At 68.3% G+C, this 18,693-nt stretch carries 19 protein-coding genes and 1 pseudogene; 11 read left to right on the top strand and 9 right to left on the bottom strand.

The features are described from left to right. Positions 1 to 392: pseudogene (locus AB0L70_RS25830) on the top strand (AMP-binding protein); the annotation flags it as partial. Here the strand turns inward: AB0L70_RS25830 and AB0L70_RS25825 are convergent. Next, positions 328 to 1,497: an MFS transporter gene (locus tag AB0L70_RS25825; RefSeq protein WP_363688371.1), complete on the bottom strand. Its 1,170-nt coding sequence runs from the start codon at positions 1,495 to 1,497 to the stop codon at positions 328 to 330. The pseudogene AB0L70_RS25830 and the gene AB0L70_RS25825 overlap by 65 nt on opposite strands. 50 nt (positions 1,498 to 1,547) lie before the next feature. Between AB0L70_RS25825 and AB0L70_RS25820 the strand changes: the two genes are divergently transcribed. Further along, positions 1,548 to 1,970, top strand: coding sequence for a helix-turn-helix domain-containing protein (locus AB0L70_RS25820; protein ID WP_363688369.1), 423 nt, complete (start codon positions 1,548 to 1,550; stop codon positions 1,968 to 1,970). Here AB0L70_RS25820 and AB0L70_RS25815 read toward each other — a convergent pair. Continuing rightward, positions 1,967 to 2,851, bottom strand: a complete 885-nt coding sequence (locus AB0L70_RS25815; RefSeq protein WP_363688367.1) for a LysR family transcriptional regulator — start codon at positions 2,849 to 2,851, stop codon at positions 1,967 to 1,969. The genes AB0L70_RS25820 and AB0L70_RS25815 overlap by 4 nt on opposite strands. A gap of 46 nt (positions 2,852 to 2,897) precedes the next feature. Here AB0L70_RS25815 and AB0L70_RS25810 point away from each other — a divergent pair, with 46 nt between their 5' ends. After that, complete coding sequence (locus AB0L70_RS25810; protein WP_363688365.1) at positions 2,898 to 4,121, top strand: MFS transporter; 1,224 nt, start codon at positions 2,898 to 2,900, stop codon at positions 4,119 to 4,121. Here AB0L70_RS25810 and AB0L70_RS25805 read toward each other — a convergent pair. The 3 genes from AB0L70_RS25805 to AB0L70_RS25795 are packed head-to-tail and all read right to left on the bottom strand — an operon-like array spanning position 4,095 to position 6,632. Beyond that, the gene (locus tag AB0L70_RS25805; RefSeq protein ID WP_363688363.1) at positions 4,095 to 5,042 is read right to left on the bottom strand and encodes a R2-like ligand-binding oxidase; all 948 of its coding nucleotides are present in this window, start codon (positions 5,040 to 5,042) and stop codon (positions 4,095 to 4,097) included. The genes AB0L70_RS25810 and AB0L70_RS25805 overlap by 27 nt on opposite strands. Then, positions 5,039 to 5,647, bottom strand: a complete 609-nt coding sequence (locus AB0L70_RS25800) for a TetR family transcriptional regulator (protein ID WP_363688361.1) — start codon at positions 5,645 to 5,647, stop codon at positions 5,039 to 5,041. The genes AB0L70_RS25805 and AB0L70_RS25800 overlap by 4 nt, the downstream gene beginning before the upstream one ends. A gap of 55 nt (positions 5,648 to 5,702) precedes the next feature. Continuing rightward, a complete protein-coding gene (locus AB0L70_RS25795; protein ID WP_363688358.1) occupies positions 5,703 to 6,632 on the bottom strand; it encodes a TauD/TfdA family dioxygenase in 930 nt (309 codons plus the stop codon). A gap of 149 nt (positions 6,633 to 6,781) precedes the next feature. On the opposite strand from AB0L70_RS25795, the gene larE reads away from it, so the two are divergent. Both larE and AB0L70_RS25785 read left to right on the top strand, forming a co-directional pair. Next, positions 6,782 to 8,251, top strand: coding sequence for an ATP-dependent sacrificial sulfur transferase LarE (gene larE / locus AB0L70_RS25790; protein ID WP_363688356.1), 1,470 nt, complete (start codon positions 6,782 to 6,784; stop codon positions 8,249 to 8,251). Between the two features lie 140 nt (positions 8,252 to 8,391). Next, positions 8,392 to 8,775, top strand: coding sequence for a cold-shock protein (locus AB0L70_RS25785; protein ID WP_363688354.1), 384 nt, complete (start codon positions 8,392 to 8,394; stop codon positions 8,773 to 8,775). Between the two features lie 2 nt (positions 8,776 to 8,777). On the opposite strand, the gene AB0L70_RS25780 is transcribed toward AB0L70_RS25785, so the two are convergent. Next, positions 8,778 to 9,533: a TetR/AcrR family transcriptional regulator gene (locus tag AB0L70_RS25780; protein WP_363688352.1), complete on the bottom strand. Its 756-nt coding sequence runs from the start codon at positions 9,531 to 9,533 to the stop codon at positions 8,778 to 8,780. A gap of 101 nt (positions 9,534 to 9,634) precedes the next feature. Between AB0L70_RS25780 and AB0L70_RS25775 the strand changes: the two genes are divergently transcribed. Then, complete coding sequence (locus AB0L70_RS25775; protein WP_363688350.1) at positions 9,635 to 11,188, top strand: MFS transporter; 1,554 nt, start codon at positions 9,635 to 9,637, stop codon at positions 11,186 to 11,188. 290 nt (positions 11,189 to 11,478) lie between these two features. Here the strand turns inward: AB0L70_RS25775 and AB0L70_RS25770 are convergent, their stop codons facing one another. Continuing rightward, entirely contained in the window at positions 11,479 to 13,548 is a 2,070-nt protein-coding gene (locus AB0L70_RS25770) for an MFS transporter (protein ID WP_363688348.1), read from the bottom strand. A 117-nt stretch (positions 13,549 to 13,665) separates the two neighbouring features. Here AB0L70_RS25770 and AB0L70_RS25765 point away from each other — a divergent pair, with 117 nt between their 5' ends. Beyond that, on the top strand, positions 13,666 to 14,541 hold the full coding sequence (locus AB0L70_RS25765; protein ID WP_363688346.1) for a DUF3027 domain-containing protein: 876 nt from the start codon (positions 13,666 to 13,668) through the stop codon (positions 14,539 to 14,541). Here AB0L70_RS25765 and AB0L70_RS25760 read toward each other — a convergent pair. Further along, complete coding sequence (locus tag AB0L70_RS25760) at positions 14,538 to 15,449, bottom strand: LysR family transcriptional regulator (RefSeq protein WP_363688344.1); 912 nt, start codon at positions 15,447 to 15,449, stop codon at positions 14,538 to 14,540. The two genes, AB0L70_RS25765 and AB0L70_RS25760, sit on opposite strands and share 4 nt — an antisense overlap. A 107-nt stretch (positions 15,450 to 15,556) precedes the next feature. Here AB0L70_RS25760 and AB0L70_RS25755 point away from each other — a divergent pair, with 107 nt between their 5' ends. From AB0L70_RS25755 to AB0L70_RS25740, 4 genes are all read left to right on the top strand, one after another. After that, complete coding sequence (locus AB0L70_RS25755) at positions 15,557 to 16,579, top strand: DUF4331 family protein (RefSeq protein ID WP_363688342.1); 1,023 nt, start codon at positions 15,557 to 15,559, stop codon at positions 16,577 to 16,579. A 13-nt stretch (positions 16,580 to 16,592) separates the two neighbouring features. Continuing rightward, positions 16,593 to 17,168, top strand: a complete 576-nt coding sequence (locus AB0L70_RS25750) for a DinB family protein (RefSeq protein ID WP_363688340.1) — start codon at positions 16,593 to 16,595, stop codon at positions 17,166 to 17,168. A gap of 129 nt (positions 17,169 to 17,297) precedes the next feature. Next, the gene (locus tag AB0L70_RS25745) at positions 17,298 to 17,510 is read left to right on the top strand and encodes a hypothetical protein (RefSeq protein WP_363688338.1); all 213 of its coding nucleotides are present in this window, start codon (positions 17,298 to 17,300) and stop codon (positions 17,508 to 17,510) included. A 151-nt stretch (positions 17,511 to 17,661) separates the two neighbouring features. Then, a complete protein-coding gene (locus AB0L70_RS25740) occupies positions 17,662 to 18,279 on the top strand; it encodes an alpha/beta hydrolase (RefSeq protein WP_363688336.1) in 618 nt (205 codons plus the stop codon). A gap of 86 nt (positions 18,280 to 18,365) precedes the next feature. Here AB0L70_RS25740 and AB0L70_RS25735 read toward each other — a convergent pair whose 3' ends face one another. Further along, complete coding sequence (locus AB0L70_RS25735) at positions 18,366 to 18,677, bottom strand: DUF2530 domain-containing protein (protein ID WP_363688334.1); 312 nt, start codon at positions 18,675 to 18,677, stop codon at positions 18,366 to 18,368. Positions 18,678 to 18,693: the final 16 nt, after the last annotated feature.

The raw sequence follows: 18,693 nt of genomic DNA, 5'->3' as shown, positions 1-18,693 counted from the left end.
GGCATCACGGCGGGCTGACCGGGTATCGGCCGGGATGGCTGAGCTTCGGAGTTGGCAGGACGATCAAGGACATGGTCATCCGCGGCGGCGAGAACGTGTACCCCCGCGAGATCGAGGAGTTCCTCTACACCCACCCGTCGATCGCCGACGTCCAGGTGATCGGCGTACCGGACGAGAGGTACGGCGAGGAGCTCTGCGCCTGGATCAAGCTCAAGGCCGGCGCCGACCCGCTCGACGCCGCCGCCGTTCGCGAGTTCGCGAGCGGCAAACTGGCCCACTTCAAGATCCCGAAGTACGTCGTGCTCGTCGACGACTTCCCGATGACGATCACCGGCAAGATTCGCAAGATCGAAATGCGCGAGAAGTCGGTGGAGCTGCTCGGACTGACGTGAGCAGGGCGCCGACGGCAAAGGTTGCCCCCAGCAAGCACACGCCGGTCCAGCCGGTCCGCTCGTAGAGGGTGGTCGATGCGATCGCGCCCAAGCCGCTGCCGATCGAGTAGAACACCATGTATCCACCGATCAGCCGACTACCTGCATCTGGACGCAGCGGATAGATCCGGGTCTGGTTGCTCACATGGACTGCCTGTACGGCGAGGTCGAGCACGATGGCGCCGATCGCCAAGGCCAGCAGGGATTTCGGCGTCCAGACGAGCACCAACCAACTTGTTGCTAGCAGCACCGATGCCGTTGTCGTCACCAGTTGCCCATGGCCCCGATCGGTGAGTCGTCCGGCCGGACCGGCGGCCAGTGCGCCGGCCGCGCCGATCAGTCCGAACAGGCCGATCTCGGTGTGCGACAACGAGCGCTCGGTCAATGGGAGGGCGACCGAGCTCCACAAGGTGCTGAACGACGCGAAGATGAAGAACGCGCGGATCGCGCTCGCCCGGAACAGTGGCTCGTCCCGCCACAGGTCCACGGTCGATCGCAGCAGAGCGCCGTACGAGAGGTCTGTCTTCGGCTGCGGAGGGGACCGGAACAGGGTCGCGGCGATCAGCACGCTCAGGCCGCAGGAGATCAGGTAGACCGAGCGCCAGCCGGCCAGGTCGGTGAGCAGGCCGGCCGTCGTCCGGGCCAGCAGGATGCCGAGCACGATGCCGCTGGTGATCGTGCCGACCGTCCGGCCGCGCTCGGCCGGCGGGCTGAGTGATGCGCCGTAGGCAACCAGCGATTGGGTGACGACGGCGAGACCGCCGACGGCGGCCAGCCCGATCAGTAGTAGTGCGGCGTTCCGGGCGACGCCGACGAGGAGCAGTGCGGCGGCCAGGAGGACGAACTGGACCCGGATCAGCCGGCCGCGGTCGAGTCGATCGCCGACCGGAACGAGGAAGAACAGGCCCAGGCCGTAGCCGAGTTGCGTCACGGTGACGAACGCGCCGACGGTCCCGGCGGCGATCCCGAGGTCGGCGCCCATGGTGACCAGCAGCGGTTGGGCGAAGTACACGTTCGCGACCGCGATCCCGGCGGCCGCCGAGAGGTACAGCCGATGTGGTTGCATCTTGCTACCGTAAGAGATGTTGGTAGCATGTTGCAACCAGGAGGTGGGAGATGGTCAAACGGACCAGATTCGACGCGACGGACTGTCCGGTGGCGCGGTCGGTGGACGCGGTCGGCGACTGGTGGTCGCTGCTGATCGTCCGCGACGCCTTCGACGGCAGTCGCCGGTTCGGTGAGTTCCAGCGCGACCTCGGCGTCGCGAAGAACATCCTCAGCGCCCGCCTGCGGGCCCTCGTAGACAAGGGCATCCTCGAGCACACCGACTCCGACTACGTCCTGACGGAGAAGGGCGAGGCGCTCTTCCCGGTGATCGTCGCCCTGCGCCAGTGGGGCGAGGCCTTCTCGTTCGAGCCCGGCCAGCCGCACTCGGAGCTGCTCGACCGCCGCGACGGCAAACCTCTGCGTCCGATAGAGATCCACGCCGCCGACGGCCGGCTGCTGACCCCCGCCGACACGGAGGTTCGGAAGCTCTAATCGTCGGTGAGCTGAGCGGCGAAGGCCTTCAGAGCTGGGGTGTCCTCGCCGCGGCGCCAGATCAGGCCGAGGAGTGAGTCGGGCAGGCCGTTGATGGGGACGTTGACGATGCCCGTCCAGTGCCGGTTGCGCTCCGCGGTCGAACGGCAGACGAGCATGCCGCCGCGGCCGGCTGCGATCAGGGACAGACCCTCCTGCAAGGTGCGGACGTCGGGACCGCGGTGGATCAACGCGCCGGCCGGGGTCTGGGTGGGCGCCTGAGCCTGCCGCCAGTACCCGGGTGCGGGGTCCGCGATCGCGATCAGGGTCTCGTCGGCCAGCTCCTCCACGTCGATCGAGTCCCGGGTGGAGAGTCGATGGCTGGAGCAGACCGTCAACGTCTGCTGCTGGCGGGAGAACACCGGCCCCAGGACGAGGTCGTCCTCGGCGACCGGCAGCATCACGACCGCCGCGTCGACCTCGTCGCGGCGGAGAGCGCCGAACGGGTCGTTCAGCGGCAGCTCGGCGACGTCGATCACGCAGTTCGGGTTGCGGTTCTGGAACTCCGACACCGCGGTGAGCACGATGTCGTTCGCGGCCCCTTGGAACCCGATCCGGAGCGTGCCCTTGACGTTGGCGGCGTACTCGCGGGCGTTCTCCACCACCCGCTCCAGCGCGGCGTACGCCGGGCGCAGTGCGGTGAGGAACTCCTTGCCCAGTGGAGTCAGTGCGACCCGGCGGCTGGTCCGGTCGAACAGTGGTCCGCCGATCCGGCGCTCCAGCGCCTGCAGCAGCTGGCTGACCCGGCTCTGCGAGAGGTAGAGGCGTTCCGCCGTACGGCCGAAGTGCAGCTCTTCGGAGAGCACCAGGAAGCACTCCAGCTCACGGATCTCCACCGCCACTTGGCACCCTCCCGCTCTGGGATCGATTAGCTCAGCTAATCCAAGCATGACCACATCGCCGTTGTTCCGCACCCCCGCGCGGGCGCTCACTGGACATATGACGACGATCTGCGCCGACCAGCTGACGACGACCGACACCCGCGGTTGGGCTGCTCCCGTGACGATGGCGGCCACGGTTTTCACCGTCGTGACCGCGGAGATGATGCCGGTCGGTTTGCTCACCCCGGTCAGCGGCAGCTTGCAGGTGACCGAAGGAACGGCGGGCCTGACCCTGACCGTCACTGGTGTGGTGTCCGCGCTGGCCGCGCCGGTCCTCCCGCTCATCCTGGGGAGGCTCGACCGTCGGCTGGTCCTGGTCGCGCTCATGCTGCTGCTCGGCGTCGCCGGTCTGCTGTCAGGTGTTGCGCCGACGTTCACGGTGCTGATGATCGCCCGGGTGCTGATGGGGATTTCGCTCGGCGGCGTCTGGCTCCTGACCGTCGGCCTGGCGCGAAGGGTCGTCCCGCCGCACGCCGTCGGTCCGGCGACCTCGCTGATCTTCAGCGGGATCGGAATCGCTTCTGTGCTTGGCATTCCGGCCGGTGCGTACGTCGGCGACCTGGTCGGCTGGCGCTGGGCCTTCGCGGCGGTCGGCCTGTTGTCGCTGGCGCTGGCCGGGGCTCTGTGGATGTTCCTTCCGAGCCTCGCGCCCGAGAAGGCGGTCCGAGCCGCGGATGTGCTCGAGGTGCTGAAGATCAAGCAGGTCCGCGTCGGTCTCCTGCTGGTCGGACTAGTTGTCACCGGCCACTTCTCGGCGTACACCTACGTCCGCCCGCTCCTCGAGCAGCAGGCTCACGTCACGCCCGCACTGGTCGGCACGCTCCTACTCGCGTACGGCGTAGCCGGTGTCCTCGGCAACTTTCTCTCCGGCGCACTCCGCCCGGCCCGTGCCATGGCGTTCATTGCCGCGGGCATCGCCGTCGCCACGATCGCGATGCCATTCCTTGGCGCCACCCTCGCCGGATCCCTTGTCCTATTGATGATCTGGGGTCTCGCGTACGGCGGAACGAGCGTCAGCACCCAGGCCTGGGGACACGCTGCGGCACCGAATGCCCCCGAGGCGTCGTCCGCCGTCCTGGTAGGGGTCTACAACGGATCGATCGCGCTGGGTGCTTTCACCGGTGGCCAGGTCGCCGACCACGTCGGTACGACGACCGTCACCTGGCTTCCCGCAATCCTGGCGACCGCGGCAGTGGTCGTCGTACTAGCGAACCGCCGCCAGCGCGGCTGAGTCCTCGGCGCCGAAGTCGTCCTCGAGTTTCTCGGGGGAGTAGTCGAGGTCGATGCCGGCGACATCCGCGCCGACCGCGGACTCGATCGCGCCGAGGCGCCGGGTCGCGCGGTCACCGGCGTACGTCATCAGCGCGGTCGGGTTGATCTCCGGCGGGAGTTCGGCGGAATTGTCGAGGGCCCACTGGATCTGGGTGAGCGCGTGCGGCAGCAACTCCTCCATCGTGTCGGTGACGACCTTCCAGTTGGTCGCGTCCCCGGCGACGTGGCGACGGCAGGTGAACGTGCCCCAGGCCATGTGCCGGCGTTCGTCGTCGCCGATCCGGCGGATCAGTTCCTGCATGCCGGGCAGGATGCCGCGGGAGGTGCAGAGCAGGTTCCACGCGTGGTAGCCGGTCAGGGCCAGAGTCCCTTCCACCACGTGGTTGTACGTCACCGAAGCGCGGACCTGGTTCGACGGAGACGGGTCGTCGGCGAGCGATTTGAGGGCGACCGGCAAGGCTTCGTAGAAGATCGCGCGGTAGCCGGGATTGTTCTCGACGTAGTGGTGCAGGTCCTCGGTGACGCCGATCGCGTCCAGCCAGAGCCGGAAGACCGCGGTGTGCTTGGCCTCCTCGAAGCAGAACTGCGTCAGGTACATCTCGTCGCCGAACCGGCCTTCGGCCGCCATTGCCTGCAGGAACGGTTGCAGGTCCTCGGTCACCGCCTCCTCGCCGGCGATGAACTGCGAGCACAGCATCAACGCGTTGTCCTTGTCGTTGTCGCTGAGATCCTGCCAGTCCTTCGCGTCCTGGCTGAAGTCGATGTCGCGCGGGTTCCAGAACTTGCGGTTGCCCTTGTCGAACAGCCGCAGCGGCAGCGCGTCCCAGTTGAAGCCACCGGACCGGAGTGAGCTGAAACCCTGCCTGTGCAGCTGGTTCATACGTGTTGCCTCCGGTTCTCAGAAAGACTGTGTTCCTTCAAAAACGGTGACAGGACGCGAGCCAGTTGCGCGGCCACCTCCGCCGGGGGAGGGCCCGGGGTGACGATGTGGCTGATGACGACGCGCAGAGCGACGTCCACGCAACTGGTCGCGTCCTCCGCCGGGACCTCCGGCCAGTGCTCCCGCACGTGCGCATCAAGTCGGAGGTGGGCCAGGCCCAGCACCTGCTGCCCCCGTGTGGTCAGCAGCTGACTGGCCTGGTCCGATCCCGGCTGGCTCAGCGCCGCCCTCACCAGCGGGTTGACCGCAGCCAGCGTGAGCGCTCGCTCGACCGCGGCCCGGAGGCCGTCGATCGGGTCTGGCTGCTCAGCCAGCGCGGCGTTGACGTCCAGCAGGAACCGTTCGGTCTCACGGGCCGCGACCGCTTCGAGGACGGCCCACTTGTCGCCGAACTCGTTGTAGACGGTCTGCCGGGACACCCCGGTACGCCGGGCTACGTCGGCCATCCGGAGTCCGTCGTACCCGCCGGCGACGACCGCGTCGTACGCGGCATCGAGCAGTTCGTCCCGGAGACGGCGCTTGGTCCGGTCGCTGAACGAATCCATGACCTTGAGGGTTTACATTTCCATTCAGAATGTCAAGTAGCCAGACAGAGTGTCCTCAGTTGTCAAGTGCGGAGAAGTGCGCCGCATCGCCGGTGCGCGGCGTACTGCGGATGCCGTCGACGCTCACCGGGACGTCACCGGCCAGCGTGATCCGGTGCAGCCGGCGCGGCTGGTCGTCGTAGTCGGCGACGCCGTAGTGCTGGGTTGCGCGGTTGTCCCAGATCGCCAGATCACCTGGCTGCCACTGCCAGCGGACGGTGTTGTCCAGATTCGTCACCCGGTTCTGCAGCAGCTGGTACAGCGCGGTCGTCTCGGCGCTGCTCAGTCCCACGAACCGGCGGATGAAGTGTCCGAGCACCAGGGAGCGCTCGCCGGTCTCCGGGTGGATCCGGACGACCGGGTGCTCGGTCTCGAACAGCTTGGATTCGAACTGCTCGCGGTGCTCCTCCTCCTTCACGTCGATCCCGCCGATCCGTCCTTCGTCTGTATGGCCCGCGTAGTCGTAGACGTTGCTGTGCACTGCCCACAGTCGATCGACCAGAGCCTGCAACGGCACCGGCAGATTCGCGTACGCCGTGACCGTGTTGGCCCACGTGGTTGCGCCGCCGTACGTGGGCAGCGTGACCGCGCGGAGCAGGCTGATCGCGGGGATCCGGTCGACGAACGTGACGTCGGTGTGCCAGCTGTTCGCCTTGCTGTAGTCGGAGTCGATCGGCAGGACGTGGGCCGCGCCGTCGAGGCTCTTCGAGGTCGGATGCGCGAGGGTCGGCGTACCGAGCAAGCGGGCGAACGCGAGCTGGCCTGCGTCGTCCAGGTGGTGCTGCTCGCGGAAGAAGATCACCTTGTGGTCGAGCAGGGCTTGGCGGATCGCGGCGACGGTCTCCGGGCTCAGGTCCCCGCCGAGCTGGACGTTCCCGACGACGGCCCCGATCGCTCCGCCGGCCTTGGTGACGGTGATCTCGGGTGCTTCGAGCTGAGTGGTCATGGTGTGGACTCCTCATCCTCTCCTCCCCGCCCCGAGCGAAGCGAGGGTCATTGTTGGTCCTTCTCCATAATCCAACTGTTTTAGTAGACAATTCGTTCGTTTCGGGATGCGAGACCTGGCAGACGCACGGACGACGTAGGGTTGGGGACGTGTCAACCGCCGAGATCCAACCCACTGCCGCCACCGCCGATGTACCGGAGTTGGTGGTCGGGTTCGACCTGGACATGACGCTGATCGACTCGCGGCCGGGGATCCAGGCGGTCTGGGATCTGCTCGCCGCGGAGACCGGCGTACACATCGACTCCGAGTTGGTGGTGAGCCGGCTCGGGCCGCCGCTGACCTGGGAGATGTCCAACTGGTTCCCGCCGGAACAGGTCGACGCGATGGTCACGCGGTACCGGGAGCACTACCCGGCGCACGCGATCACCGGCAGTCTGCCGATGCCGGGCGTGACCGAATCGCTCGCCGCGATCCGGGCGCTGCGCGGCCGGACGATGGTCGTCTCGGCGAAGTACTCCCCGTCTGTGCGGCTGCACCTCGACCACCTCGGCCTCGACGTCGACGAGCCGGTCGGTGACCTGCACGGAGCTGAGAAGGGTACGGCGCTCCTCGAGCACAAGGCCACGATCTACGTCGGCGACCACACCGCCGACATCGACGGTGCCCATGCGGCCGGTGCGGTGGCGGTATCGGTCGCCACCGGCCCGTTCACCGCTGACGAACTCCGTGCGTACGGCGCTGACGTCGTACTGAACGACCTGACCGAGTTCCCGGCCTGGCTCGATGCGTACGTGCTCGAGCAACGGCTCGAAGCTTTGATGCGACGCCTGTCGAGCTACGACAAGATGGTCGTCGCGTTCAGTGGTGGCGCCGACTCGGCGTTCCTGCTCGCGGCCGCGGCCCGGGCGATCGGTCCGGCCAACGTCGTCGCGGCGACCGCGATCTCGCCGTCGCTGCCGGCGGCCGAGCTCGAGCCCGCGGCGCGGTTCGCTGACGGGATCGGCGTACGGCATGTCACGCCGCACACGCACGAGATGGAGCGCGAGGGGTACCAGGCCAACTCGGGTGCCCGGTGTTATTTCTGCAAGGCCGAGCTGATCGAGACGCTGCAGCCGATCGCGGACGAGTTCGGCATCACCGCGATCGCGACCGGGACGAACGCCGACGACGCGATCGCCGGCTTCCGGCCGGGCATCCGGGCCGCGTTCGAGCGGGGTGCGCTCACGCCGCTGAAGGATGCGCGACTGACCAAGGCGCAGATCCGCGAGGCGTCCCGCAGTTGGGGACTCGAGACCTCGGACAAGCCCGCGGCGGCGTGCCTTTCCAGCCGGATCGCGTACGGCATCCGGATCACTCCGAACCTGCTCGCCCGGGTCGATCGCGCCGAACAAACGGTCCGCTCACTCCTCACGCCGTACGACGTCCAGAACGTGCGCGTGCGTGATCTCGGTGAGTCGGCGAGCATCGAGATCGACGAGGCGTTGCTCGATCAGGTCGACCGGCAAGCGCTGGTGGATGCGGTCGTGGCGGAGGGATTCCAGACCGCGCAGGTGGACCCGCGCGGGTTCCGGTCGGGGTCGATGAACGAGCGGCTGAAGAATCCGGAGAAATACCGGTGAGGTGTGCGGTAACGCGGATGCGGGAAGCCTGCTCGTTCAGGTAGTTTCCCGGAGGCGCCACGGCGCCGGTTCACGTACGCTGGGTTTCCGTTCCGACGATTGACATGCTCCACCGGATTTCGATGTATAGAGGGGTTCCCGTGCCTGTTGGCAAGGTCAAGTGGTACGACTCCGAGAAGGGGTTCGGCTTCCTCAGCAAGGAGGAGGGCGGGGACGTCTACGTCCGCGCCGAAGCCCTGCCCGCGGGAGTGACCAACCTCAAGCCGGGCCAGAAGGTCGAGTTCGGTGTCGTCGAGGGACGCAAGGGCGAACAGGCCCTGCAGGTCCGGCTGATCGACCCGCCGCCGTCGGTGGCGAAGGCGATGCGGCCGAAGCCGGAGGAGATGCAGCTCGTCATCGAGGACCTGATCAAACTCCTCGACAACCTCGGCGAGAGTTACCGTCGCGGCCGCCAGCCCGACGGCAAGGCCTCCCGCCAGGTCGCCACCGTCCTGCGCGGAGTGGCCGACAAACTCGACGTCTGAGTTCAGCCCGCCCGTTCGATCCTGGCCTGGATGCCGTCGAGGACGGTGTTCAGGCCGTCGCGGAAACCCTCGGTCTCGAAGTCGACGTCGAGCTGCTCCGGAATCGGCTGCTGGGTGATGGTCGCGATGGCGGGGAAGCGGTCCTCGGTCGCGAGCATCCGCAGCCGGTCGTTGTAGAGCCGGTCCGCGGCCGCGGCCTCCTCGGGGGTGCGCGTCAGCAGGCCCATGGCCAGCTGGACCGTGCCGCGGACGTAGATGTTGACCAGCAGCATCGACGACAGCCGCTCGTTCGGTGCTAGTGGTGTGCCGTCGAACGCGTCCATGGCCGACTCCATCCAGGTCAGCTGGTTGGGTGACAGCGGCGGCTCCGTGACCGGGACCTGCAGGATCCACGGGTGCCGCCGCAGGCCGTCGCGGAACGCTTCGGCCCAGGCGGTGATCCGGCTCCGCCAGTCCTCGCCCGGGGGTGACCCGGGCGCCTCGCCGAACGCCTGGTCCAGCATCACGACGTACAGATCGTCCTTGGCGTCGATGTACCGGTAGAGCGACATCGTGGTGAAGCCGAGCTCGGCGGCCACCTTGCTCATCGAGACCGCGGCCAGCCCGCCGGCGTCGGCCAGCTTGATCGCGGCCCGCCCGATGTCGCTCAGCTGGAACGCCGGTTTCGGCCCCGGTCGCGCCGGCGCCTCGATGCCCCAGAGCCGCTGCAGCACCTGCGGCAGATCTGCCATCGCCTCGTCCACGGTGATCACTCCCATCCGACTTTCAGCTTATCTGTTTACATCATAGACAGTCTTGGCTATGGTCTGTCTATGGCGCACACAGTGTGCGGCATAGACAGATCGCCTGGGAGGGCATCATGAGCTCGACTGAACGAGCGGGACGCAAGGAATGGATCGCGCTCGGCGTGCTCGCCCTGCCGCTGCTGCTGGTCTCGATGGACGTCTCGGTGCTGTACTTCGCGGTCCCGTTCATCAGCGCGGACCTGGGCGTGAACGCGACCGAGCAGCTGTGGATCTTCGACATCTACGGCTTCGTGTTGGCCGGCCTGCTGATCACCATGGGTTCGCTGGGTGACCGGATCGGGCGGCGCAAGCTGCTGATCTTCGGTGCGATCGGATTCGGGCTCGCCTCGGTGGCAGCGGCGTACGCACAGAACCCGGAGCAGCTGATCGCGGCCCGCGCCATCCTCGGCATCGGCGGCGCGACCCTGATGCCGTCGACCCTGGCGCTGATCCGGAACATGTTCCACGACGCGGGGCAGCGGTCGAAGGCGATCGCGTTCTGGAGCGCGGTGATGATGGGCGGGATCACTCTCGGGCCGGTGCTCGGTGGGTTCCTGCTCGAGCACTTCTGGTGGGGTTCGGTGTTCCTGATCAACACCCCGGCGATGCTTCTGCTGCTGGTCCTGGCGCCGATGCTGCTGCCTGAGTTCAAGGCTCCGGCCGGTGGCCGGTTCGACCTGATCGGTTCGGTGCTGTCGCTGGCCGCCGTACTACCGGTGATCTGGGGGATCAAGGAGTTGGCAGCGAACGGGTTCTCCGCGCTGCCAGTGGTGTCGATCGTGGCCGGCGTCGTCTTCGGGCTGGTGTTCGTGCAGCGGCAGCGGACTGCGGCGTACCCGATGCTTGATCTGTCGATGTTCCGCAACCGCGCCTTCAGCGGTTCGCTCGCGGCCAACACCATCGGGACTTTGGCGCTGGTGGGCAACGCGGTCTTCCTGACCCAGTACCTGCAGTTGGTGCACGGGCTGAGCCCGTTGAAGGCGGCGCTGTGGTCGCTCGCACCGTCGGTCCTGGTTGGTGGCGCGGCTCCGCTGGCGACCGTGCTCGCGGGGAAGATGGACCGGGCGTATGTGATCGGTGGAGCGTTCGTGCTCGGTGCCTTCGGGTACGGCGTACTGACTCAGGTGCATGTGGGTTCGTCGCTGGCGGTGCCGCTGGTTGGTGCTGGTCTGCTGGCCGCCGGTCTGGTGATGGTGATGACTCTGGTGACCGAGGCCGTCGTTGGCTCGGTCGCTCCGGAGCGGGCCGGTTCCGCCTCTGCGGTGATGGAGACCTGCGCCGAGTTCGGTGGCGCGCTGGGCATCGCCGTACTGGGGTCCATCGGGACCGCGGCGTACCGGTCAGACCTTCCGGCGGATGCCGCCGCGCCGCTTCGTGAGGGCCTGCCGGCCGCGACTGCTGCGGCCGCACACCTCCCGGGTCAGGCGGCCGAGGCGCTGCTGGCGACCGCCCGTCACGCCTTCACCCACAGCATGAACGTCGTCGCGGTAGTCGGCTGCATCCTCCTGCTGGCCACCGCTGTAGTCACCACCCTCACCCTCCGAGGCACCACCCACACCCCGCAGCAGCCCACCCCCGCCCCCGTCGAAGACGACGCCTCCGCCGACCGCCTCCAAATGGCCTCCTGAACTGACTAGTTACCGGCAACCGGGGACCTCGTGGATGAGGTCCCCGGTTGCTGGTCGTAGTGGGGTGCGGGCCTGAGGCACTCACTAAAGGCGGGATTGTGGTCGACGCGAGGCTTGAGTGAGCGCGGGAGCTCTCGGCTCGCGAGGGTTAGTGAGTGGCACACGTCCGGCCCCCGAGCGCGCGAGTCGGCGCACGTCCTGGGTCCGAGCATGCGAGTCGGCGCACGTCCTGGGTCCGAGCATGCGAGTCGGCGATCGCGTCGGCGGCGGGCTCGTCCCCGTGGTGGGCGTCAGCGTGGTGGGCGGCGGCCGTCGGGGCGGCGGCGGGTGAAGAAGCCGCGGTCGCGGTCGCGTTCGACGGTGGGCTCTTCGGACCAGGGGGTCGTGTCTTCGCGGGTGTCGTCGGCGTCGTCCTCCGGCTGCCCACTCCACCACCGCCCGGCTGCCTGCGGTCCGCTTGATCCACTCACCGGCGGCTGCGGAGTCGTCCCACCGCGTCGTGCCTCCGGGGTTGTCCCACCGTGACGTGAATCCTCAGGAGTTGTCCCACCGTGACGTGAATCCCCAGGAGTTCTCCCACTGCCGCGTGAATTCCCAGTGGTTGTCCCACTGCCGCGTGAATCCTCGGGAGTTGTCCCGCTGCCGCGTGAGTCCCCCGGGGTTGACCCGCCGCGGTGGGGATCGTCGCCGCCTGGGTTCCATTCGACGGTGGGTTCGTCGTGGGTGGTGGAGCGTTGGGCTCGGTTGGCGCGTTGTTCGGCGACGCTGGTGGTGAGGATGGTCCGGCTCGTACTCCCGGGCCGCTGCTCCGAGCCCTGCGGCTGGGGCTGGTGCGTCCCGCCGGAGCGCGGGCCGCCGAGACCGCCCGGTTTGAGCGGGCCCGGGGTGGCCTTGTTCGTCGGGCGCATCCGGATCACCAGGAACACCACGACAAGGAGTACGGCGGCCAGGAACCCGAAGCCGAGCCGGGGGATCAGCGGAAGCACGATCCCGCACCCGCCACCGATGACCCAGGCCAGTTGGAGCACGGTCTCCGACCGCGCGAAGACCGACGTACGCACGGATTCCGGTACGTCGCGCTGGATCATCGCGTCCAGCGACAGCTTGCCGAGCGAACTGCACAGACCGGCGATCAGGCCGAGCGCGATCAGTAGCGGGAACCCGTAGAACACCGCGACCCCGACCGCGACCGTCGCGTCCGCGATCAGCACGATCAGTACGACGCCCTCGGGTTTTCGGGCCTTGAGCAACGATCCGATCAGGGTGCCGGCGCTGTTCCCGATGCCGGCCGCCGCGATCACCGCACCGGCCGCGATCGCGCCGTCGATCCCGCTGATCGGCTTGTCCCGGAGCAGGAACGCCAGATACATGGTCAGGAAGCCGGACACGAACCGCAGTCCGAGGTTGCAGCGGATCCCGCGCGACACCGCGGCCGTGATCGCGCGCCGCCTCGCGTCGCGTCCCTCCGTCCCCGTCATCTCCTCGCCGGCCGGTGAGTCGACCGCACTCGGCAACCGGATCGCCAGGATCAGGCCGACCGTGTAGACCACCGCGGCCCAGCGCAGTGACCACTGCGGCCCGATCGCAGCGAACGCACCCGCGATCCCGGCGCCGATCGTCGCGCCCGCGACCCCGGCCAGCGAGATCCGGGAGTTGGCCGTGACGAGCGTGATCTCCTTGGGCAGCAGCCGCGGTACGGCGCTCGCCCGGGTGACGCCGTACGCCTTGGACGCGACGAGACAACCGAGCGCGGCCGGGTAGAGCCACGCGGATCCGTTGCCGGAGATCGAGGCGGCCAGACTCCAGACGAGGAACCCGCGGAGTCCGAGCGTGGCACCGATGGCCCAGCGGCGACCGTGCCGGAACCGGTCCAGGATCGGGCCGATCAGCGGTGCCATCAGCGCGAACGGCGCCATCGTCAGCAGCAGGAACAACGCGACCCGATCACGGGCCTGGTCGCTCGGAACGGTGAAGAACACCGTCCCGGCGAGCGATACGGCGAAGGCGGTATCTCCCGCGGCGTTGACCGCGCCCAGCTCGATCAGCCGGGACAACCCCGACTCGCGGGCACCTTGCGCACCGGTCAGGCCCTGGATCCGCCGCCCGGTCGCGCGGCCGACCTTCCCGCTGACCTTGGCCGTCTTCTTCGACGCCGATGCGACACCACTCGCGCCGACCTTCGAGGCACGCCCGACCTTCTTGCTCGCCGTCCCCAGCTTCTCCCGCGCCTCGGCGAAGCGCTCACCCGCGGACTTCCCGTCACCCGTTGCCGGGCCGTTCCCCGGGGCGCCGCGGGAGGGATCGCCGGCGGGCTTGCCGCCGGGCGTCGCCTTCGGCTCGGCCGGATCCGGGGGATGCATAGAACCATCCTGCCTCGTCCCGGGGACAGACCGCAGTCACCGCGCGTACCAGCTGTGAATTGCGGACGTACGACGGGGGTTCGGAGCATTCGGCCCGGCGTGCGAGAATGGGCGATTGTGACTTCCGTCAGAACTCCGGACCCGGTGCGTGCCAAGGCTGACACCATCTGTGTCGCCGCCGTCGAACCGGCCCGTGAGGCCGCGATCGTGGAGGCCGGTGCCGCGCAGATCGGTGCTCACCTCGGCCATCTGGTCGAGGGTGAACGCCTCGTCACCCACTACTTCGCCTCGGCCCACCCCGGGTACCGCGGCTGGCGCTGGGCGGTCACGCTCACCCGCGCCTCCCGCGCGAAGACGGTCACCGTCAACGAGGTCGTCATGCTCCCCGGCGATGAGGCGATCGTCGCGCCGGAGTGGGTGCCGTGGTCCGACCGGGTCCAGCCCGGCGACCTGCGCCCCGGCGACCTGTTCCCGACCCACGCGGACGACCCGCGCCTCGAGCCCGGCTTCACCGACACCGGCGCCCCCGAGGACGTGCTCGCGGTCGTCGAGGAGCTCGGACTGGGTCGCGAGCGCGTCCTGTCGCAGTTCGGGCGTGAAGACGCGTCCGACCGTTGGTACGCCGGAGACTTCGGCCCGACGTCCGCGATCGCCCAGGCCGTCCCGTACAAGTGCAACTCCTGCGGCTACTGGATCCGCCTGGCCGACAGCCTCGGCCAAGCCTTCGGCGCCTGCACCAACGAGATGGCCCCCGGCGAAGGCCGCGTCGTCGCGTACGACTACGGCTGCGGCGCCCACTCAGACGCCGTCATCGACATCTCCGAGCCGCCGGTCGCCGAGCACGCCTTCGACACCACCGGCTACGACGCGATGGAACTGGCTGCCGAAGCCAAGACCGAGGCGCTCGAGGCCGGCGCAGTCGAGCCCGAAGTCACCGTGACCGAGCCCGCGGCCGAAGAAATTGCTGCCGCCGACCGCGCGGACGAGAACTAATCCGACGGCTTCGCTCGCCGGGCAATGCGGAGTAGAGCTTCGGCCGCGGCGGGTAGTGGGTGGGATTTGGGCCAGACGGCGCGGAGGCGGCGGTGCAGGTCGGCTTCGGCCAGGCGGACTTCGACCAGGTGACCTAGGGCCAGGTCGTCGACGACTGTGGCTGCGCTGAGTACGGCCGGGGCGATCCCGGCGGCAGCGGCACGGCGTACGGCGGCGTTGACCTCGAGGACCATCAGCGGCGGCACGGGCTTGAGGCCGGCGGTGGCGAAGATGCGGTCCAGGGTCTCGCGGGTCCCGGATCCGTGTTCGCGTACGACGAGTGGGGTGTCGGCCAGTTCGGTCAGCTGGACCGGCTGACGGCGGCGGGCCCAGGGGTGCGAACGCGCGACGACGACCGCGAGCCGGTCGGTGGCAACGGTCCGGGAACTGAGTCCGGCCGGCACGGTGGGTGCCTCGATGAAGCCGATGCTGATCTCGTGGCGCGCGGCGAGCGTGGCGACCTGCTCGGAGTTGGTCACCTTCAAGCTGAGCTGCAGGCCGGGCGTCTGCCGTTGCAGTTCGGCGACCCAGCCCGGGAGGTAGCTCTCGGCCAGCGTCATGCTGGAGGCGAGGCGCAGGTCATGGGTCCTGGCGTCGCGAAGAGCGGCGACGCCGGCCATCAGGTTCCCGGCCTCGGCCAGCACCCGTTCGGACCAGTGACAGACCGCCTTGCCTTCCGTCGTCAGAGCAGAGCCGCGAGTGCCGCGCTCGGCCAGCGGCAGACCGAGTCGGCGCTCCAGCATGCTCAGACGTTTGCTGGCAGCCGGCTGGCTGATCCGCATCCGCTCGGCGGCCTGGCCCAGGCTGCCGAGTTCCGCGACCAGGGTCAGCAGCTTCAGACTCTCGAGATCCGGCGGTACGTCGCTCATAACCATTGATTATGAGCAGTTGCCGGATTGGCGGCTACCCCCGCAGCGCCGGCACGGTGATGCTCGGTGGCGGACCGAATCCCACTCCGCGAAGGGAACCAGCCACCATGTCGCACCACCTCGATACCCCACTGGCCAGGCAGAACGGACAGCTCTACATCGACGACCTCTACGTGTTCGCCGGGCCGGAGAGCACGGTGTTCGTCATGGACGTCAACTCGACGATCTCCGAGCCCGATGTCCAACCAGGCTTCCATCACGAGGCCCGCTACGAGTTCAAGGTGCACGTCGACGGCGCGGAGTACGAGAAGCTCACCTACCGCGTGTCCTTCGGTGAGCGGGACGGCGATGGCCGGCAGTCGGTGGCGCTGCACGTGCTGACCGGCGACGACGCGCGCCACGATGACGCCGAGGGGGAGTTGGTACTGCGCGGTGCCACGGGCGAGCCCGTTGACGGGTCCGGCGTACGACTGTGGGCTGGGCGGATCGCCGACTCGTTCTACATCGACCTGTCCCTGCTCGCCCGCATCAACGGCGCCGTACACGATGGGGCCGCGGTTGATCTGTCCAGGTGGCAGCCCGAGTCCGCGGTCAACAGCTTCGCCGGTACGACGGTTGAGTCGATCGTGCTCGAGGTCTCGCATCAGGACGCGGTGCTCAGCCCGGGCACGTCCATCGGCGTGTGGTGTACGACGAAACTGGCCACCGATGCGGGTGGTTGGCGGCAGATCAACCGCGCCGGCAACCCGATGATGTGGCCGATCTTCTGGCCCGACGACACCCGCTTCACCTACCCGGCCAACACCCGGCACCCTTCCCAGGATTTCGAGGCCGACGGCAAGAACCTGGCCGAACGCGTCGCCGCGGTGGTCGCGGCGAGCGGTACGTCGGACGATCCGCAAGGGTACGGCGAGAACGTCGCCCGCCAACTGTTCCCCGACGTTCTCCCATACGTCGTCGGCACGCCCGCGACATTCGGCTTCGCCGGCCGCAACGGCAGAACCCTCGCAGACAACGCCCCCGAGCTCATGCTCTCGATGATCACCGGCACCGCAGTCCCGTCCGGCCTGAACCCCTCAACCGCCACAAACCTGAGGCAGAAGACCTTCCCGTATGTGACTGCCGGCTGACAGGGTTGGCGGCATGATCGATGAGCGGGCGAAGGAGTTCATGTACGGCGAGCTGCGGGACCTCCGGAAGGCCGTCGTGTGGAAGCTCGATGGGCTCAGCGAGTACGACGTACGCCGTCCGCTGACTGTGAGCGGGACCAACCTGCTCGGGCTCGTGAAGCACCTGACCCTGTGGGAGTCCCGGTACCTCGGTGAGGTCTTCGACCGGCCGTTCCCAGAGGCGCTACCGCGCTGGGACGACAAGGCTCAACGAGGCGCCGACATGTGGGCGACCGAGCACGAGACCCGGTCGGAGATCATCGACCGCTACCACCGCGTCTGGGAACACTCCGACGCAACGATCGCCGCCCTACCCCTGGATGCCCCCGGCCACGCCGCCTGGTGGCCGAGTCCCAGCGTGACCCTCTTCAACATCCTCATCCATCTGCTCCAAGAAACCAGCCGTCACGCCGGTCACGCCGACATCCTCCGAGAATCCCTCGACGGCTCCACCGGCACCATCCCATCCCGAGCAAACGCCGAACCCGCCTCGGCCCGAGAAACGCGCCACACCCGAATAGAACAAGCTGCCCGAGGCTGGTTGCAATAACCGTCTGAATCGCCCGTAGTCCTTTTGGCCGTGGAGCTTTGTGCGGACGGTTGATGTCGCGACCGAGCAGAAAACTAGATTTCTGATGACCGTACCCGGCGCCTTGTGCGCCCTGTTGGAGGACATCAGATGCACAGGACATTCACCCTCGCTCTTGCCGCGACCGCGGTAGTGGCGGCGGCCGTGCCGGCCGTGTCGATGGCGGCGACCAACGCCGACGCGAACGCCAAGACTGCGCCGAACACCCTGCACTGGGGAGCATGCCCGGCGGACGTTGTCGCCTCCGTGCCGCTGGAGTGCTCGACGGCCTACCGGAGGACGTGCAGAACGCGTACGACGTGATCGGCATGGACCCCCGCGGTGTCGGCCACAGCACACCGCTGACCTGCGACACCACCATGGAGCAGCAGGCCCTCGGTGGCTTCGCGACGTACGCGCACAGCGCCTCTGACGTCACCAAGGAGGCCACGTACGCGCGAACCCTCGCCAACCAGTGCGCCAACTCGAAGACCGGGTCGCTGCTGCCGCACATGACCACGCCGAACACCGCACGGGACCTGGACCGGGTCCGCGCCGCACCGCGTTCGCCACGATGTACTCGGATGTCGTCTTTGCGAACTTGGCCGAGCTCTGGCACAACCTCGACACGAACCAGCCGCTGAACCGGCCGCCGGCGACGGACGCCGACAACCTCATGTCCGCCCGCCTGACCGTTGCCTGCAACAACCCGGGCTGGCCGGAGCAGGTCCGCGAGTACCAGCGCGACGTCGCGGTCGACCGGATCAAGTACCCCATGCTGGGCGGAGCCGCGGCCAATATCGGACCGTGCGCGTTCTGGCCGAACGAGCGCCGCGAGCGGGTGAGGATCAACGACCGCGGCCCGGCGAACGTCCTCATGGTGCAGTTCGAGCGTGACCCGGGCACCCCGCTCGCCGGCGCCAAGAAGATGCGGCAGGCGTTCGGTCAGCGGGCCACGATCGTGACCGATCCCGGCGGCGGACACGGTGTCTACCCGCGGTCCACCAACCTGTGCTCGAAGAACGCGGTGACAACGTTCCTACTCACCGGAGCCCGCCCAGCCAAGGACCTCGCCTGTACGCCGAACATCTAACAGACGAAACCGCACAACCGAAGGGAGTACAGGCATGTTCCCCCAGTGGCAGCAGCACCGCGACAGCGACCGGAGGTCGTGGCGGTTCAGTCTTCGGTTTCGGGGCGGGTGCCGGCTTTGATGGCGGCCCAGCGGCGGCGGCAGTACCAGAGGCCGATCAGGCCTAGGCCGAAGCCGGCGACGGTGACCCAGAGCCACCAGTCGAGGCCGTCGTCCTCGAGTCGGCCGCGGAAGATCAGCAGGACCACGAACGCGACCGCCCAGGCGGCGATACCGGTGATGACGCTGGGGATGCCGGACAGGTCGAGCGGCTTGACCTCGGCGTGGACCAGCTCGCCGCGGGCGAGTTGACTCGTCGGGTCGGTGCGCTTCTTCGACCCCGCAGGCTCCTCCGTCACAGCACCAACCTTAGAC

This window comes from Kribbella sp. NPDC051952 (assembly GCF_040680855.1).
In the GTDB taxonomy this organism is placed as follows: domain Bacteria; phylum Actinomycetota; class Actinomycetes; order Propionibacteriales; family Kribbellaceae; genus Kribbella.
This window is presented reverse-complemented; position numbering and strand designations above follow the sequence as displayed.

Bases quoted from the DNA above. Each gene is read 5' to 3' on its own strand.
- AB0L70_RS25770 (WP_363688348.1), bottom strand. From the start codon at position 13,548: ATGCATCCCCCGGATCCGGCCGAGCCGAAGGCGACGCCCGGCGGCAAG.
- AB0L70_RS25780 (WP_363688352.1), bottom strand. From the start codon at position 9,533: ATGGGAGTGATCACCGTGGACGAGGCGATGGCAGATCTGCCGCAGGTG.
- AB0L70_RS25795 (WP_363688358.1), bottom strand. From the start codon at position 6,632: ATGACCACTCAGCTCGAAGCACCCGAGATCACCGTCACCAAGGCCGGC.
- AB0L70_RS25775 (WP_363688350.1), top strand. From the start codon at position 9,635: ATGAGCTCGACTGAACGAGCGGGACGCAAGGAATGGATCGCGCTCGGC.
- AB0L70_RS25745 (WP_363688338.1), top strand. From the start codon at position 17,298: ATGCACAGGACATTCACCCTCGCTCTTGCCGCGACCGCGGTAGTGGCG.
- AB0L70_RS25755 (WP_363688342.1), top strand. From the start codon at position 15,557: ATGTCGCACCACCTCGATACCCCACTGGCCAGGCAGAACGGACAGCTC.
- AB0L70_RS25820 (WP_363688369.1), top strand. From the start codon at position 1,548: ATGGTCAAACGGACCAGATTCGACGCGACGGACTGTCCGGTGGCGCGG.
- AB0L70_RS25825 (WP_363688371.1), bottom strand. From the start codon at position 1,497: ATGCAACCACATCGGCTGTACCTCTCGGCGGCCGCCGGGATCGCGGTC.
- AB0L70_RS25760 (WP_363688344.1), bottom strand. From the start codon at position 15,449: ATGAGCGACGTACCGCCGGATCTCGAGAGTCTGAAGCTGCTGACCCTG.
- AB0L70_RS25805 (WP_363688363.1), bottom strand. From the start codon at position 5,042: ATGAACCAGCTGCACAGGCAGGGTTTCAGCTCACTCCGGTCCGGTGGC.
- AB0L70_RS25750 (WP_363688340.1), top strand. From the start codon at position 16,593: ATGATCGATGAGCGGGCGAAGGAGTTCATGTACGGCGAGCTGCGGGAC.
- AB0L70_RS25810 (WP_363688365.1), top strand. From the start codon at position 2,898: ATGACCACATCGCCGTTGTTCCGCACCCCCGCGCGGGCGCTCACTGGA.
- AB0L70_RS25800 (WP_363688361.1), bottom strand. From the start codon at position 5,647: ATGGATTCGTTCAGCGACCGGACCAAGCGCCGTCTCCGGGACGAACTG.